We start from the raw sequence: 17,299 nt of genomic DNA on the forward strand, positions 1-17,299 counted from the left end.
CTTTTAGACAGTGTTGGCAGCAAGGCTTCGCATGGTAAAATTTCGTCCGATGTCAAACATCCCTTCCAGGACTATTTTGTCCACCGTTTCAACCTCTACACCCTGGGCTTTTAGGTCTTGGAGCGCTTGAACGAGCGGCGTTGACCACAGCTCGTCTGATACAAAACTGCCAAAACTCTCGTGGTCATCATAGGTTTCCAGCGGGTCATACATTGCGTGCGCAACGTCAGCCCGGCGACCGCCCCAACACTCGGCAATGCCGTCCCACGGAAACACCTTGCCGGGATCGGGATCAGCACCATTGGGAAGTTTAGCACGATAACTTACTGCCCAATAATCGCCAAATCCTTCTCCGATGGCACCTGAATCCCCACCGAACCATTCGGGATTAATGTGGTGATGAATCGCGTGGCCGAGCTCATGGAGAATGACGTCAGTATCCTCGTTGTCATCGACGCAACCATGTCCGAAGGCCAACACATCAGAGCCGGGCACGTAGTGAGAGTTATCAGCTCCGTTGGCCCCATCCGAATCGATCGCGATACCGCTCGGGAAAAGCTCGAGGTCTCCTTGATACCCCAGCTTTCTTAGATACTCGATGGAGGAGGAAATGAAATAGTAGGACATCACGTCGTTGAATGCATTGTCACCGCGGCGTGCAGTCCATTCCGACGTGGCCGTCGACGGAGGCATCGATCGCCCGCCTTCACCAGGCTCAAAATCTTCGATACGAACAGTTGAGCCGTTCAAGCTCAGAACGTTGCCGACCTGGCTGACGCCAGCCAGATTGACCTGCACATATGCGCCCTCGAATATTGCTCCATCAGCAGTATCTGACAGCGTGCTGTTGTTTAAAGTTGTGACCGGGTTTGGGTCGAACACCCAAGCTTTGCCAGAGACAACCTTGCCGCTTATCGTTTTTGACAAGCTTTTAGGAGAACCGGACCCCTTCAGGGCCCCCCTTAAATCCACTGCTGGCAACGTAGTTTCGCCGCCGTCTATCGGAAACGCGCGCTTGTTCTCTTGTGCGCGACGGTCAAATTTTTCGGCAATCCGGCCCGTTTCGGCATCAATATGGTATTCCCAATACCCAAACGGCTCCTGAACAGCTACCCGGACTATATACGTCAATGTCAGAACGTTGTCTTCGTTGAGGTAGGCTTTAGATACAGTTGGAGCCTCGATAATCCGGCCAGCGGGCTTCAAGTCGGCGCTAACGATGTCCAAGACGTCGGCCTCCGCTAGTTTGGCTGTGGTCGGTACCGATCCCGTCTTGCTGCTGGGCACTTCAATAAGATTCTTTGTTACCGACGTAACATCGCCGACCCGATCGATCGAAACGCCGATTTGGCTGTCAATGATGGGGAGACCATTGAGCCGCTGTTCGTATTCGACAACGGTGCCGCTTAGGCCAGTTCGAACACGCTTCAGAACCAAGTTCGCAGCATTGCCGTCCAAACCAAAAGCCGTTGAATTCTGACTAATGAAATCACGAGCGAGGGTCTTGAATTGATCGTCATTCTTCGGGACGCCCCCCGGAGAGTCATGTGGCATCACAAGATCTTGAAGCGACCGAATTATTACAGAACTGTCCGATAGCGGCTGTTGCGCATTACGCAAGTACAGCTCGGTGGGAAGCTTGGTGATCGGTGTGTCCGTCGTCTGGGATGATGCTGTTAATGTTGGTCCAAACATAGCGGCAACGAAAGCCGCCAAGCAAATTCGATTAGGCATGTCGCACTCCATAATTTCTTCAAGGCAGATAGTCTCAAGCCTCGGTGAGTTCACAAATTGAGATGACGGAGGCCGTCAGCAACTTTGCCACCGCAACCATCCGACCCTTATTGACGTTCTCTATGGTGTCTTTGCTTGTGTGATAGAACGCTTCGTCTCCACCCTTGTCGTAGAGCCCAACGCATGGAAAGCCCACAGCCTCAAATGGCATATAGTCGCTACTCCAGATATTTGTGTGCTCAACAGTAAGTTCCGTATAATCAGCAGCCATCTGTGCTACGCGCAGTGCAAAGCTTTTGGCTGAAGCGTCGTTGCGCGGATGAGCATTGCCTTGGTCAAATTCAACGACGATACTGAGAGGATTAGACGGCGAGGCAAATCCTATCATATCTAAGTTTATCACCAAATCGATTGGCCAATTCTCCTTAGCAGCCACTTCGGCGCATGCTTGAGAACCAATTAGCCCTTGCTCCTCACCGCAGAACGCAGCAAGCAAAACCCCGCGCTTTAAAGAAACACCACGCAGGATCGATGCCAATTCGAGAAGCATCGCGACGCCTGACCCGTTGTCGTCCGCGCCGGGTGCCGGTTGGTCAAATCGTTCCGGCAAATGAGCCCTACTATCATAGTGCGCGCACACCAATATAAAGCTCGGTTTTGCGGTGTCGGAATTGAACAATACGTTGTTAAGAACCGGTCCCTGCGGCATCTGAAACGGCTGCATTTTAACGGCGTCTTGGGAATCAGCGTATTCTCCAAATTTTCGGGCCAACCATGCAGAAGCCTGGCCGATCGAGGGGGCGAGGGAATGTCGCGTACCAAAATTCTGCAGTGTCTGGATGTTGCCCATCATTCTCGTGCTATCGATCCGAGCGAACATTTGCACAATGCGTTGGTCGAGCGTCTTGCTTTTGTTGAGTTGGCTCATATAGCGCCCTTTAGCGTCCTCACTCCTTTTGTGTTGCAGCGGATAAGGACGAATTTCTTTCGAAGAGGCAAGCGCTGGGAGTAACGCCGCCACAAAGGCAGGTGCGGACAGAAGGAGATCGCGCCTATTCATTGGAACCACAACTGGTATTACCATTAGAGGGGACGCACGTGTGACAATACCAAGGACCGGATCTATCTACAACAGAAGAACGTCAATGGCGGAGGTGGAGATCCATTTTACCCACCAAGAGCTGCTTAATTCGTCAGCTCGGATCGCGTGCTGCCCAAGTGGAGAAACTCGCAGAAGCGAGCTAACGAACCAAGAAAAACAGGGAAATTTCTTGCCGACCTGGCGATCCTGGCAATTGAATAATTGGATGTCGATTTGGCGGATCGGTCTCATCCATCGAATGAAATTTGGCAGCCAGATCACTGCCACTACAGCGCCACCGACGCTGTGAACGGCTCGTTTGAGCCCACAGCCGAAATTGCAACGGAAACACTGCCCGAGCCAACACAGCCACCGGCCGGTTAAGATGAAAACGGCAGGAGAGCTCGATGGCAGACGGACGAAGATTGGGAGACAGGACCGGGCCCGGGTGGCCGCTAACCAGGACAATGAGATCCGCGATCTTGCCAATAAATTTCGACATCTCCCCAGCGCAGGCAAGCCCAACCAGGGCTCTACCTTAGTCTGACCGCCGAAGCATTGAACAAGGCCGTGCCCGTCGACGAGCTCCGGACGAAGCGCGACGAGCTACAGACCAGCCTTCATGAGATCTTTCGCGGCGCGCCGTTCACAGATGGCAAGGCCTACAAGAAGGCTCAGGCCTCGTTGAAGGACAACGAGGAGCTTATGTTTTCCGACAAGGAGGTTGACGCCATGCTTCCCACCACGCTGCAGCGGTCCGAGCGGTCAGCTTAACCCCATCACAGCGGCATCAAGTCGGAAGCTGAATGGCAGCTATCGATGCCTCTGCTTCGATGGCGGAAGGTCGTTCTCCGGCCCCATTGTAGCCGTTTGGGGTACTTCGGTCGCCGCCAAAAACCTGCCGTTCGTTCAGTTCGCGCCGACGGAAAAGTCGGGGCCGAAAGCGACAAGTCTTAGGTTAGCTGACGCAGAGGGCGGACTTACGATCCGCATCGCGATGGTTGAACTGAAGCCATTCGGCGATGGCTTTGCCTGCATCGGGGTGGTCGTAAAGTGCATGCCGCAATGAATTTGAATGGTACGTCAATCTGGAAAGAGTAAGCGTTTTTGTCTCGCAGGCCGAGTCGGGGCTGGACTGCGCATCAAGATCTATCGCGAATGATCTCAAGGCCAACTCTCGCCCATAAACGGACTTGGCAAGCCCCAACGACGTAAAGAGCAGAACAACCAGTACTAACAATATGATCGACATCGGGAGATAGAAATACTCTTCAGATATTACAATTGCCCCGGCGAGCAAAAACTCCTGAGCGTACGCTTCCGAAAGCCCATTCTGCCAGCGGTTAGGACCGTAGTCTATTCCCAGGTGCTCAGTGACAATTTCTGTTGTCGTTGCATGGTAAATTGCATAGCCAAGAAACAGCATAAATGTTAGAAAGAGCAACAAAGAAAGCAGACCGGTTAGCGGTGATAGAACTCTAGAGAGTCTATTGGCAATCGAGCCTGCTGCTAGCGATAGTGCTGCTTCGTCATCAACTGCTCGCAGGACCAAGAGCCGGTCCTGGGGGATCCACCCATGCTGACTTGCATTTACAAGGCGGCTCGCTCGCTCAGAGCTATAAGTGAACCATCGAAGGACGAAACGTACCAACCAAAAAATCGTCCCCATTATTAGACCCATAAGCAACGCCCCTTTGACGAACTCTGAAGCGCCATCTGGCGAGACAACCATAAAGGCAAGCGCCCACGAAAGGGGAGTGTAGAAAAGCACAGCGCATAGCGCCGCTAAAGCGCCGTTTCTTACAATGGCCCGTTCTTGCCTATCAATATCCCGCGGAATCAGCGTCGTGAACGGCGTAGCAAGTGTTACCACTTCGGCAGCAGCACGATTCGGCAAATTGCGAAGCGCTATCGCCACGACGTTACCGCCATGACTGTGGCTTACCAAGACAACCCGTTCATTAGGCCAGTCCGCAAGTAGCTGCCTTAGTCTTTTGGCAAGAGCCAAGCCCGCCTCCTCACGCTCCAGTAAGGAGTTTGCACCCGACCAATGGAATGGCTCAAAGACCGGTTCGTGTGTATTCGCACCCATTGCCTGAAGTAAGTGAGTTCGAAAAGTGCTGCCTTCTTCGAACCATCTCGGCCTCGAAGTTCTTATAATACCGGGCAGCAGCCCTCGACCCCATGTGCCGTGAACTAATATGATTATCATATTTCACTCAGTTTTTGAAATCACTTTCCAATTTGGGCGTGAAAAGGAACAGTAACATTAGCACATGATAGAATATAAGTATAGACCTTTCCTCACCACACGCTCTGCTTGGGTTGCCTTGACACCCGCCGTGGCACTCAGATCCCGGGGGGCGGGAGCCATCCACATAGGGTAATCGCGGGAGCGAGTTGCCCTGGAAATAATCGTAGACTTGGAGGGTGGCTGTTCCCCGATAGGATGGAAATACGGGCTCACGACCTGACGCCGGGCCCAAGCATCGAATGGAGAACAGCCATGGAAGAATATATCGGTCTCGACGTGTAAGGTATCCTGGGAGCCGAAGCGGTCATCCGCGATGCGATGGGTGACCGCTTCAGTGTCAGATTTCAATCCGTTCAGCTAAGAGCAGCGCATCCTCGACATCGACGCCAAGATACCGAACAGTGTTCTCGATCTTGGAGTGGCCAAGCAGGATCTGGATGGCGCGGAGGTTTCCCGTCGCCTTATAGATCATGGATGCTTTCGTGCGACGAAGCGAGTGAGTGCCATACTCTTCGCGACGCAGGCCAATCGCGGTCACCCATTCGTCAACGAGCCGCGCGTACTGCCTCGTGCTCATGTGTTGGGCGTGATTGATCCGGCTCGGGAATGCGTAGTCTTCGACCGTGCCCCCGCGTCTTTCGAGCGAAGCCAGAAGGCTGGCTCTCACATCACCGGTTATCTCGAACTGAACTGGACGACCCGTCTTTTGCTGAACGACGATCGCGCGTGTTCGTATGTCCGGGCCCGCAACCAGATCACGAACCCTTATCTTGACCAGGTCGCAGCCTCGAAGCTTGCTGTCGATCGCAAGGTCAAACAGTGCACGGTCACGAATGCGTCGCTCACGATCGAGGAAGAAGCGAACAGCCCAAATCTGCTTCTGTGTGAGCGGCCGCTTGGTGCCGACCTTCTTTCCAGCGTTCCACGCGGCGCGCTCTCGGCGAGCATGATCAAAATGAGAATGGCCCATGTGAGTTCTCCCTGGCCTTGATTGGCCGAAGGAGAAACGGCGCGGGGCACTACTGCTCGCGGGCCGTGAACGGACCTTCGGCTCCAAACCGATTTGCGACGATAGCTGCCGTAAAACGGCGAGGATTACTGATGGGGATTGTGTATCCAACGCGTCGGCGGGCTGTTAAATTTCCGATCGTTTTCCGTCATCACGTGGTTGTTGTCTCATAGGCAGATGACAGCACAGGCCTAGATATCTATTTCATCTCAGATGACATCCACATCCTCCCCGCCGAACCTCGCTGCGACGACCACTGCCGCTCCCGCTTACGAACGCGGTTTTGAGCGGTGCGTTGTGACGTTTATCGACATCCTCGGCTACAGGCGTCTCCTCAAGACGCGCCATGCCGAGGATATCGCTAACGTCGTGAAGGCACTTAGGAACTTCACTGCGGGCGATAGCGACGGGGATGAGCAGCCGTCGCGCTCGGATGAAGATACGGCTCTACACGCAGGCATTTTCCGAATCAGTGTCGGACGCTGTCGTGCGCGTGCGGACAATCGACACGCAGTCACAGGATGGGCCGTGCGCCTATGAACTGATCGACCTCATGCATGCGATAGTCGAGTGCGTGAACCGTGGCATCTTACTCCGCGGAGGCATGACGATCGGACCCGTCTACATTGGTTCGAACGGCAAGGGGCCGATTTTCGGCGATGGGATGGTGCGCGCCTATGAGATCGAGGAAGAAGAGGCCGTTTACCCCCGGATAGTGATCGATGAGGAGGCACTAGCGGCATATCTCAGCGACGAAACGCTTTGGCGGGACGGCGCTTTCGACACCTATGAGGCGCGGATGGTGCGGCCCTTTATCGGAGTCGCTGACGATGGCTCCTACTTCGTCGATTACCTACGCTCCGCCGGTCCCGGCGAATTCGACTCGGGGCTAGCTGGGCATTTCGAGTTTTTGAAGCGACACCGCAAGCTGATCCTGGACAATCTTGCCACGGCGGACGCCAAAGCCAAGCGCAAGCTTGTCTGGCTGGCGAACTATCACGATCGGTTCGTCGAAAGAGTTGCGGAGCGGTTATGACATGGCGGATGCGTCGGGAGCATTCTACGCAGAACTCGCGGTGAGCCCTCGCGAGTTGTTCGACAGCTTGGTGATTGAGGGCAGTTGGACCGGGCTAGTTGATCGCCTCGTCGAAATCGGTGGCGGTGTTCAGGCCGCGGACTAGCTGACCTGGCTAGAACTCCGAGATCGGCTGCGCGCGGCCCGAGATGCCGAAGCCATAGGGCTTGGCGACAACCGCGGGGCCGGCTGCAGAACGGCAGCTTCTCGCGTCACCCAGCCGATACCGGACTGTCAGCAGTCGGCCCCGAAACAGTCATCCCGGATGCCAATCTGCGCGAAGCGGTCGCGCGGTGCAGGGTGGCGCAAGCAGGATGCGTCTCGCGCCGTGCTATACTGGCCAAGCGAACCTGCACTGCGCCGCAGTTAGGGAAATGCCTCTCCGCTGCGGAATGTCACGTTAAGAGGAAATACTGCGTTCTACTCATCAAGCAGAAAAATCTCATGGCAATGAAATCAGGTATTTAGCGGTTTGCGAAACGGCGTGGTGAACCGCCAAAAGCACTATTCTGAGTTAACGGTGACATCCCCCTTTTGGATACATCTCGCAGTCTCAAATGCGATATGACAACGGATTTGCTATCCGGTGGTTCCGATCTTGCTGACGGCGTTCGTCGATATGTTTACGAAGCGGTCAAGCAAGGTGAAGAACACGTCGATCGCAAAGCCAAAGACGAACGCAAGCGAGAACAGGCCGAAGCCGATGGTCTGAAACGCCTCGTTGTTGTTGAACGTTCCGTCCCAGAACCACGCTAGGACCATTCCGGCCAAAGCCCCTAGGGCCACACGGTAGATCATGCGCAGCAAGGGCGGGTTTGGTAAAAGCGGGTCCAGTATCCGTCGCATGAAGTACATCAGCGATCCGAGGGCGCCATACAGCGCTGGAAGCGCTAGGTATGAGTAAGTGGCGAGCCGCCCGGATATCTTGTTTTGTATGTCGAGGATATTTGGTATCGACTGCGAATAATAGCTCAGATTCATACGGCAATTCTGACGCATCAGGTCCATTGTCTTGATGCCGAGCCTGTCCTCGAAGAGATATGTGGACCTGCCGATGAACGCCAGTTTATCGGCAGGAAAGGTGGTGAGACCTGCTTTTTTCAGATCCCAGTCATTCGATTGTGCTGTCTCGATATGTCGAAGATCCTGGCAGAAATTCTGCACCGAACTGACATCGACCGAGGCATACTGCTTTTCATACTGTTGCGTGATCGCGGCACTTTGGATCTTGAGTTCCGTTTCGGATAGTGGTTTTCCGTCGGCGGTTGTGCATTCGATCCTTTTTAAAACACGCAATGAACAGACGGCAGCTTCTCTAAGGTTTACCCATAACCGTGCGCTGAAATTCCACAGCATTTGTGGAACCGCGAGCTGGGCGTCAGCAGCGAACAGGAAGGCATCGCTCTTCTCTTTGACCAGCCTCAACTCCTTATCAAGCGTAGTAAGATCGTGAGCGTACTGGAATGACGCATCCTGGGCGATGAGATCTCGTTGGATCTCCTCGGTTATGCCCACGCCGCCGCTTTCCTGCGCCGGGGCTGGCGCGGCCGCACTTACGTCTGGTGGCGTCGGTGTAGGCACAGTCCCGTTTGCGTTTGTTTGCGCATGATCTTTGCGAAGGATGTCTGCCGGCAATCGTTGCTGTGCGACTAGAAGTTGCCTTTCAAGCCTCCCGTATTGCAATCCCGGGCTCCTATCCCTGAGCAATGAGAGCTCACTGAAGAGATTTACGCCGTTTTTGTAGGTGAGCGTGAGATGCCCAACGGCAAACATCAGCAGTAACGCGACGACAACAAACCCAAAGTTCTTAGCTTTTTCGCGAAGTCGGTCTTGGTGCGGCCGCCATCCCGATTGAAGTGCGCAGACGGTTGCCAGCGGAATTTTTTCGCGGGTTGTGGCTATAGCGGCCTGCAGGTCACTCACTGCTGCATTCGTCAACTTCCGTTCCGGCTCCGGCAGGGCTTTCGCCGCCGCGACTTTCCTGAAGAATTCGCCATCAGCCAGCAAACCGGCGCGAACCGCATATTTTGATATTATTTCTGCTTCTTCGATCAGTTCATCAACGGCGGGTTTCGGTAGCGGGCCCTCCCTCCATTGTCCCCATGATGCAAAGCGATGCCAAAATCGTTGAGGCTGCGCCGCAGGTGGCGCGGGAGAAGCAATTGGTGGTACCGAAGGCGGTGGATCCGCGGACATGGTTCCCGATCCTTCCTAACCTAGAACGCCTGGAACGAAGCCGTACGGCCCCGGGCAGCCACATGGGGCACCAGGCGGTCCTGGAGGATTCGCCCAACACCAGAAAGAGGGGGTAAAGCATATTGCGCCGGGATAGTGTGGTGGCACTTGCGCCAGCGCCGCGCGCCCCAACAACATAATAGTGGTTGCACACAACAGCATAGCCAGCTTGAGTCTAAGCGGCATCGTCGCGCTCTAAGCAATGGTTGCAAATTAAATTAGCTCTGGAACATACAGCTACAAGCGACGCTTGAAAAGCGCTATTGTGCAAATAAGGAAAAGTGAAGCGTTTGAGGATATCCGCCTCCGTTAAGCAGTGTCTCTTGGCTCTTTATTGCCAGAATGCGGCTGTTTCGGCCCACTGGGCACTAAACGTGAGAATGTGTTCGCTCAGGCTTTCAAGTTAACTGGTCGACCGTGAACAATGAGCGGATTCTGGCGGCGATTGAAATCGGCCTGATCTGGAGCTCGGCGAGCAAAAGCCTAAAAAGCTGCCTGAGCCAGTTGAGCAGGAGCAAGAAGTTGTAGCCGGCCGCGGCCAGGATCGCGTTGTTGGCATCGCCCTGCTCGTGAGCGAGGTAGTTGCGGCCATCCGGCGTTCGGCCTTCATGTGGCCGACGACCGGTACGATCTCGGCGCGGCGTTTCTCTCGCGCTGCGCATCGTCCCAAACTGGAGCCTCGGCCCGACCATGCGAGCTACTCGCGCAGCGGATGGAGATGGGAGCCGACGAAATTCGGATTGAGGGGTCAAGGCAAAGCTCCCTCCAAGCGCTTGTGGCGTCTGGAGGAAGCTAAGGAGTAGAAACGGCGACGGCCAGCCAGGGAAGTACCGCCCCACTATTGTTGTGGAGCTGGCAAGGGGAAGCCGGGTGAGCATCTTCGCTGGAGCGACGCCCACGCTGGTTACAGCAGCGTTGAAGGCGCTCGGGTGATCCCGCCCGGCGCGCGGGTGTGGCTCTCGATGGGCCACACCGACATGAGGAAGGGTATGCGGGTCTTTGCTGGTGCAGCAGCACCTGGAGCGCGATCCCCACGGCGGCGATCTGTACGTTTTCCGCGGACCCTTAGATTCAAAAAATCTAGTTATGCTGTGCCAGCAGACAGAACTCCAAGGCTTGACATGCTGGGCACCAGCAGTACCGAAACGCCGCGAAAATTAATGAAACTTGAGAGTTTCAAGTTATCAGCTTCATGGTTCTCGCGCCGAATTGGAAATGAGGTGTCGGCCCCAGATTTTGATCTGTTGCCAAACAGGGCGTCTTGCATCAGTTCCGAGTATGGCTTTCGGTGGAAATGCTCGGCGAAGCCTGTGCGCTGCATCCAGCGAAGAACGGTGTAGAACTGCTCATTCACGCGAGCGCACAGAAATGTGCCGACAATACCGCGCTCTATGCCGTCGTCCGATATGCCCTCGAAGGGAGGGCCGTAGCTGAACCCGCGACGAATAAATTTTGGCGGGCCGTTGGGGAATCGGCTTCTGTTAGGAAATGTTAACTCGTCGTCGCGAGCGTTTACGATCCGAATATGTGCGGACAACGGGCAGCGAACCCCATTCGGATCATCAGCGAACCCAAAGTGGTCATCAAGGTCCGCGGTAGCCGGAGGCGCCGTTGGATGCCGCGCCAGCGGCGAGCCGTCCGGCCAGCGTCCCATCATCTTGGCCGCAAGCCAATCCCGGCGATGTTGTGGCGACACGATTCCGTCACTCGCCGCCGCATTATTGTCCAAGAACCGGTTAAAGGCCGCAACGTCCTGGTGGATCCAGGCCAAGCAGGCGAACGACCCGTCGCGGGCGAAGTCCTGCCAGGGCCCTGCACTCTGCGGCGAAACCTTGTAGCCGGGGCTGGGATATCCCATCACGAATTCCCGGAAGTTGGTGGTTCCCTGCACCTTCCCATCGTCCCAGTCCACCACGGGTGCCGTAACACCGTCGCGATAGCCGAAGTGAAGCACGCCACCGTCTGGACGCCGCCCGCTGAGCGCGCCGTTGCTGAAGGCGTTCAGCCTTAATTCTATGAGACCTGAAGTTTTTGCTGACTGGCGAAGATCAGACAGCGTCCTTGCCGCTTGGCCGTCATCATCGAATGCGGCATAGACCGCCATATGGATGGCGTCGCTCCCGAACCGGCCATCCCACCAAAGCTCCGGCGCGCTGGCGCCGATAAAGCCAAGCTGCTCCCGCACGGCCGGGTGATGTGGCGTCTGGTCAGTGAACCCGAAATCCAGCTCCAGCCGACCGGTCTCGGTATCAAGCGCTACGTGATCGGCCAGCAGCACGCGCAGTCCGAGCCAGGTAAAGCCGAAATTCAGCACTGGTCCAGCGAGCCTTAGCGGATCCTGAGCCCCGTGCGGCGTATGGGCGAGCCATCTTGCGACAAACCGCTGCGCGCGTCGTCCGTCCTCGATACCGAAAAGCAGCACTGCGTAGTGGGATTGGTGGTAGCGGTGGACGAGGAGGCCCTGCAGGTTTGATAGTCGGGGCTTCATCACGGACGTACACCGCTCAACATTCCAGCCTCCTTGCTCACTGGTTCGCGGCTTGACCCCTGACCAAAATTATCCGGCGTGAACGAGCGCGTCCTGCAGTGTTCGGACGGTTTTGTGGTCATAGGCAGAAAACAGCCATCCCGCGGGGCTGCCCGAGAAATCGAGCGCACCATCGGTCGCCATGCCCAGGCTGTGAACGTTATGCTTTTTTGCGTAGTCCCAGAACTTGTTAGTGTCGTTGACATCGGGCGCCTCTTCGGCGAGCGCAAAAATCGCGGCGAACACCGGGGTAAGCTTATCCCTAAAGAATTCGGTATATTCCTGATGATCGCCCTCGTATTCGGTGATCACCTGGATATACTTGTCATCGATAACTAGAACGCGAGCGAAGTGAACGATCCGGGATTCCTTGAGGGCCCTCTCAATTTCAGGCTGAACCGTATTTGCGAAGTTCTCCGCAAGTCCCCTCAACATGTCTTTCGAGGCGCGGTCCTGTTTCAACGGCAATGTGAGATTCAACGCATGCGTCATGCAAGCTCCTCCGGACTTCCTAGACCCCAGCTGACGATCATGCGCTTTACGGGATGATTTGGAAAGCCATACATTTGGCAATCTGAAGGTCAGATATCAGATTTATATGTCAGAGACATTTCTTCGCCGATTGCTGTCGATCTCATAGTATGATTATTTTTGCGATATCGAACAGCACGAGGTTTGGGGCGCGCGTTGTCGGCGTCACCTCGCAGTGTAGCCGCCTGACGTACGTTGGAGCTGTGAATGTCATTGAAGATTCTTGGATCCCCTAGTTAATACATGCCAGGCGGGACGACTTAGAGCTGCTTGAGACTGTGAGCTCGCCCTGATTGGACAGACCATCGACGCCGTTCGCGGGTATTTCGGCGTTGCAGATATAAACAGCCATAGCTCATGGCAAAGAACGAGGGCTGATCATGGCAAGGTCTCCATCCAAAAACAGAGCGGCAGTGCGCCGTCAGGGCGCCATCACGCCGCCCGAAACCGGGCACCCTCATCCTGATCCACTAACCACCGAGAAAGCGGAGGAGATGCTCGGCGGCGAACCCTCGCCATTGGACGCCGCGAACATCCCGGCCGATGCTGCGGCCAGCACGACGGAGACGCCCGGAGATTCGATCAAGATTGGCAATAGAACGTTCAGTGCCGCGCCGACGAAGCTCGGTGGTCGGACGCTCGACATTCTGCCTGACCTCCCGGACGTCCGCGACCGCATCTACCACCCGCGTCTGAGAGCGCTGAGCCCGAGCATCTATCCTCGCATTGCCTTCAAGGTGCGCGACCAGGGCGCTGCATCCAGCTGCACCGGCCATGCTCTGGCTCACGTGATAGACGGCCTGCTCCACCGGGAGAACCTGCTGACGACCCCGAAGCGGGTGAGTGCGCGCATGCTCTACGAAATGGCTAAGCGCAACGACGAATGGAATGGCACGACCTATTTTGGCTCAAGCGTCCGCGGCGCGGTCAAAGGTTTTTTTCGGAACGGCATCTGCAGTGAGGCGCTCGCCCCCGACGGCACCGAGGGCGAATGGACACTGACCTACGAGATGGCCAAAGAAGCGCGCGAAACCCGCCTCGGCGCATATTATCGCCTGCAGCCCGACCTTTCAGACTATCATGCCGCCCTTGAGGAGATAGGCGCGATCTATGCCTCCGCCCAAATACATACCAACTGGCAGAACCCGGGCGCTTGGCCGACGCAGGCTGGCGGTTCGTCAATAGAGCGCCAGATCAAGCCCGGCGGCGCCCCGGCGGGTGGCCACGCCTTCGTTATCGTCGGCTATGACGCGGAAGGGTTTTGGGTGCTGAATTCATGGGGGCCACAATGGGGCCGCAACGGCATGGCGCACTGGCTATACGAGGACTGGGCCGCCACAATGATGGACGGCTGGGTGTTACAGCTAGGTGTGCGCGCGCCCACGGCGTTCAGCGCCCTTCCGCGTGCGGTGCCGGCCGGTGCCACGACGCCGTACGTCGCCACCGGGCCAAACCGCGGTGACATCGTCGGGCACTTTATCAACATCGACGACGGCCGCTACATCACCAGCGGCCGCTACGCATCACCGAACGAACTTGAGATGAAAGAAACGGTCAAGCGGCTCGTGGATCCGAACTCCAACAAGGACCCCGGCGACGAAAATGGCAAGGGCTACGATCATCTCGTTATCTATGCGCATGGCGGCCTCAACACGCTCGACGACGAAGCGCACCGGATAGCCACCTGGAAGCGCAACGACATCTTCGCACGCAACAAAATTTATAACTTCCACCTAATGTGGGGTTCGGGCTTCGTCGACGAGGCTTTCGGGCGGCTTTCGCAAACCGAGACCGGGCGCGCGGGTGGCTTTCTCGGCGACCTGCTTTTTGAAACCATCGGCAAACCGTTCGGTAGCGCCGCGTGGCGCAACATGAAGCAGGATGCCAGCGCAGCGTTCACGCCGGACAGCGAGTATGACGGGGGCTTCCTCGGCCTTTCTCTGCTGCTGAAAGGCCTCGATAAGGCCGAGCGTCGCCCAAAGCTGCACCTCGTCGGGCACAGTGCAGGCGCGATCATGCTCGGCCAGTTCCTTGGCGCCTTGAAGCGTTTCAAACTGACGAACATGCAGCTAGGCAGTATCCATCTCATGGCACCCGCCTGCACAGTCGCTTTTTTTACAAAGTTTTACGGAAAGTACCTGACGGGTGACGGCGCGCTGCCGCTGGAGGACAAGATTTATCTCTATAACCTCAGCGGTCAGCTTGAACTGGAGGACAAGGTTGGCATCGGATCGCTGCCGGGCTACGGCCGGTCGCTGCTTTACCTAGTCTCACGTGCCTACGAGAATGAGGCGAATACCGCTCTAGCTGGAATGGAGCTATTTGCCAAGAAGATGCCCAAGTCGGAGCGGCTGTCCGTCAGCTATTCCAGAAGTGACGATACGAAATCGACAAGTCATGGCGGTTTCGACAATGACGCCTCAACGCTGACGACAATTATGTCGCGCGTGCTTGATGGTAAAGTCCCACGACCCCCCACGGCCAATGAACTGACGGGATACTGATCAGCACTCTTACGCTCAATCACCACTTTTGCCGGTTCAACAGCGGGCGCGAGCAGCCTGGAGGAATTGAAGGCGGGCTAGACGCTTGCTAGAAAGCGTGGGCAGGAGCTGTAGACCCGCGCCAGCAGGCGGAAGCGGTGACTGCGCCTCTCACTTGAGGCGTAGGATGATCAGGTCGCCATCTGCGCGATGATTGCCGCAGTACCAGCTTGTGCATGCGGGCCGGCGGGCTAAAAGTTAAGAGTGGTGCCTCCGACGCCTTATGGGATCGACGTAAGTCCCGTAGCGATTGTATCCACTTTGAACCCTGTACTAAACGAGCTTCTCTAACGGCGGGTCAACCGTCCAAGCTTCCATGGAGCGAATAACGATGTCGGCGCGTGCTCCAAGGCCATGGGTCGCCTCTATTTATAGAAATCGTGCGGCGCTAAGTCGTCTTTCCTGCCTGTTTACCAGATTTCCAATGTTATTTATACATCGAGCTTAAACACTTAGTATTGCTCCTGCGGAGCATGGCATGATTTGTTTGGCAAATGAGGACGGCGATTGATGTTGTTCAACTCGTCGCGCTATTCATAAGTGGTGGACGGCGCATGTTGGAAGAGAAAAGCTTCCGAAGAATAGCCTTGGTACACGATCCATCATTTGAATGTAACAGTAAGTAAGCTTTTTATAAATCCCGTTGATTGGATGTTCAGGTAGAGCGAAGTTCGATGTGAGGGAGGTCAGTCGGTTCGGGACTATGATGCCGAAGTGCTGAACTGGCCTCGTATGCAACTCGCCTGGCGCGCATTATGTTGCCTAACGGGCGATGATCCTCTGTCGCATGCCATGGGGAAAACGACAGGCGATCCACCTCCTCGCTTATTGCATGGGTGGGCGGATGATCCAGATCGCAATTTGGAATGCGGACTTTCGCAACTTTCACGAGTGGCGCGTCCCACGCGACAGAGGTGTCTTCGATCGGGGTGCGGGTATCGTCCACATAGAATTGGACCAGGAAGTCCAGCATAAGGTCCGCCCTGCGAAGTCTCTCGGCCAGTTCATCTCGAAGGAAGTTGGGTGTTAGGGGACAGCCTTCAGTCGGCTCAGTTCCCTCCGCGGGGCATACCGTGAATTTCACGGCGTAGGGCCCAAGCTTGATTGGCGCAGTGCTGGAGAACTGCTCTCTGGCCATGCTGCGTACCCGACTGAGGATAACCGTACTGATAAGGGCCCTTAGGATGCGGAGGGCTTCGCGAGCGCCCACCGCGCGAGCGAGCGTGACGAGCATGGTCAAGCGGTTCTGCGAAGCTCGGATGAAAGCCATAAACTGCTCGATGTTTCGGACGGTCGATGTGACCGAATGGCTCGTGGCAAGGAAGTCCTGAGTGATCGCATCCTCCTGACCCGGCAACAATTTCGGTCCGTGGACTCCAATCAGCTTAATGGCGACGCCTCGCGGCTCAGGGTGTTTGTCCGGCCGAGGCGCGGGCCCACCGTTTGAAAACCGCACCAGTGCCGGGAATACCCGGGGCTCGCTGAACACTCCGAAACGCGCATGGTCCGGTAGATCAGCCAGGACCTGAAACTCGGCCACAAACCCCGCGTGGAGCTTGGCATGAAAACCACGGCGGAGCGGTCCGCCCGTCTCCGCGGCCACTTCCCTCTGCGAGGCCATGATCTCACGTGCGAAGCCCTCGAACAACGTGTCCTCGGATGCCCCAACTACCTCCCTCCACGCTGTGCTGGGAGGCTGAGCGGCCGTCGGGACCGCAGCAAGGTCGGCGGTTTGTGCCATGGTCTACCAGCTCTCCAGAGGACCAATTCTGCGTAAGGTTAGGTCAGGCGCGTCACAACTACAACGGGCAAATCTGCCGCATCAAGTATAGAGAGCAATTTCCAATGCCGTTTTATCATACCTTCGATTGCGGCGGATTGCGAGCTTCTATGCTCACGCCAAGGAAGGGCTCGCGCAGCCGACGGGATTCGAGAAGCGCACTATGTTGCTCAATGGGGTAAGCGCTCATTTGGCCCCCCTCGCATTCTGATCTGCTCGGCCTGACCTGACCATGCGAGACGCCTCCGATATGGACGGGGTCTTGTGCATGGCAAGAGAAGACAAAATGGACGTCCAGTTGGACGTCCCAAGTAGAGGCTATAGCGGCCGGCTTGAAGTGATCGAAGGTCCGACAGGCCGGCGGCCGCGCACGAGCGTTTCGTTGATGAACTGACCGCGCAGATTTCGAGTCGACGTCCAACCGAATTCAGATGTGCCATCCGCTGACATTGTGCGGCCGAAAACCGTACTGCTCCGGCTGGCAGTCGGCAATATCTCTGCAACGGACACCTCTGTATTTAGCGGTATCT

11 protein-coding genes and 1 pseudogene are annotated in these 17,299 nt (G+C 56.1%); 3 read left to right on the forward strand and 9 right to left on the reverse strand.

Annotated features, from left to right (window positions below; translation table 11 throughout):
• Positions 1-3 precede the first annotated feature (3 nt).
• Complete coding sequence (locus EN807_RS12490; protein WP_189522396.1) at positions 4-1,734, reverse strand: hypothetical protein; 1,731 nt, start codon at positions 1,732-1,734, stop codon at positions 4-6.
• 34 nt (positions 1,735-1,768) lie between these two features.
• On the reverse strand, positions 1,769-2,794 hold the full coding sequence (locus EN807_RS12495) for a M28 family metallopeptidase (protein ID WP_164759664.1): 1,026 nt from the start codon (positions 2,792-2,794) through the stop codon (positions 1,769-1,771).
• A gap of 564 nt (positions 2,795-3,358) precedes the next feature.
• On the opposite strand from EN807_RS12495, the gene EN807_RS12500 reads away from it, so the two are divergent.
• On the forward strand, positions 3,359-3,589 hold the full coding sequence (locus EN807_RS12500) for a hypothetical protein (protein ID WP_281405204.1): 231 nt from the start codon (positions 3,359-3,361) through the stop codon (positions 3,587-3,589).
• A gap of 184 nt (positions 3,590-3,773) precedes the next feature.
• Here EN807_RS12500 and EN807_RS12505 read toward each other — a convergent pair whose 3' ends face one another.
• Together EN807_RS12505 and EN807_RS12515 are read right to left on the reverse strand one after the other, a co-directional pair.
• A complete protein-coding gene (locus EN807_RS12505; protein WP_164759665.1) occupies positions 3,774-4,823 on the reverse strand; it encodes an alpha/beta hydrolase in 1,050 nt (349 codons plus the stop codon).
• 583 nt (positions 4,824-5,406) lie between these two features.
• On the reverse strand, positions 5,407-6,039 hold the full coding sequence (locus tag EN807_RS12515) for a tyrosine-type recombinase/integrase (RefSeq protein WP_127209916.1): 633 nt from the start codon (positions 6,037-6,039) through the stop codon (positions 5,407-5,409).
• Between the two features lie 472 nt (positions 6,040-6,511).
• Between EN807_RS12515 and EN807_RS12520 the strand changes: the two genes are divergently transcribed.
• Positions 6,512-7,114 carry a hypothetical protein gene (locus EN807_RS12520; RefSeq protein WP_135935136.1) on the forward strand — a complete coding sequence of 201 codons (603 nt, stop codon included), beginning with the start codon at positions 6,512-6,514 and terminating at the stop codon, positions 7,112-7,114.
• A 618-nt stretch (positions 7,115-7,732) separates the two neighbouring features.
• On the opposite strand, the gene EN807_RS12525 is transcribed toward EN807_RS12520, so the two are convergent.
• The 4 genes and pseudogenes from EN807_RS12525 to EN807_RS12540 form a co-directional block, all read right to left on the reverse strand.
• Positions 7,733-9,349, reverse strand: a complete 1,617-nt coding sequence (locus EN807_RS12525; protein ID WP_128175164.1) for a hypothetical protein — start codon at positions 9,347-9,349, stop codon at positions 7,733-7,735.
• A 437-nt stretch (positions 9,350-9,786) separates the two neighbouring features.
• Positions 9,787-10,040, reverse strand: a pseudogene (locus EN807_RS12530) (hypothetical protein); the annotation flags it as partial.
• A gap of 432 nt (positions 10,041-10,472) precedes the next feature.
• A complete protein-coding gene (locus tag EN807_RS12535; RefSeq protein WP_246684070.1) occupies positions 10,473-11,702 on the reverse strand; it encodes a hypothetical protein in 1,230 nt (409 codons plus the stop codon).
• A gap of 243 nt (positions 11,703-11,945) precedes the next feature.
• The gene (locus EN807_RS12540) at positions 11,946-12,407 is read right to left on the reverse strand and encodes a hypothetical protein (protein WP_127209895.1); all 462 of its coding nucleotides are present in this window, start codon (positions 12,405-12,407) and stop codon (positions 11,946-11,948) included.
• Between the two features lie 419 nt (positions 12,408-12,826).
• Between EN807_RS12540 and EN807_RS12545 the strand changes: the two genes are divergently transcribed.
• Entirely contained in the window at positions 12,827-14,950 is a 2,124-nt protein-coding gene (locus EN807_RS12545; protein WP_245485759.1) for a C1 family peptidase, read from the forward strand.
• Positions 14,951-15,644: 694 nt separating this feature from the next.
• Here EN807_RS12545 and EN807_RS12550 read toward each other — a convergent pair.
• The gene (locus EN807_RS12550; RefSeq protein ID WP_135935137.1) at positions 15,645-16,637 is read right to left on the reverse strand and encodes a hypothetical protein; all 993 of its coding nucleotides are present in this window, start codon (positions 16,635-16,637) and stop codon (positions 15,645-15,647) included.
• Between the last annotated feature and the right edge of the window lie 662 nt (positions 16,638-17,299).

This window comes from Mesorhizobium sp. M5C.F.Ca.ET.164.01.1.1 (genome assembly GCF_004792125.1).
Classification (GTDB): domain Bacteria; phylum Pseudomonadota; class Alphaproteobacteria; order Rhizobiales; family Rhizobiaceae; genus Mesorhizobium; species Mesorhizobium wenxiniae.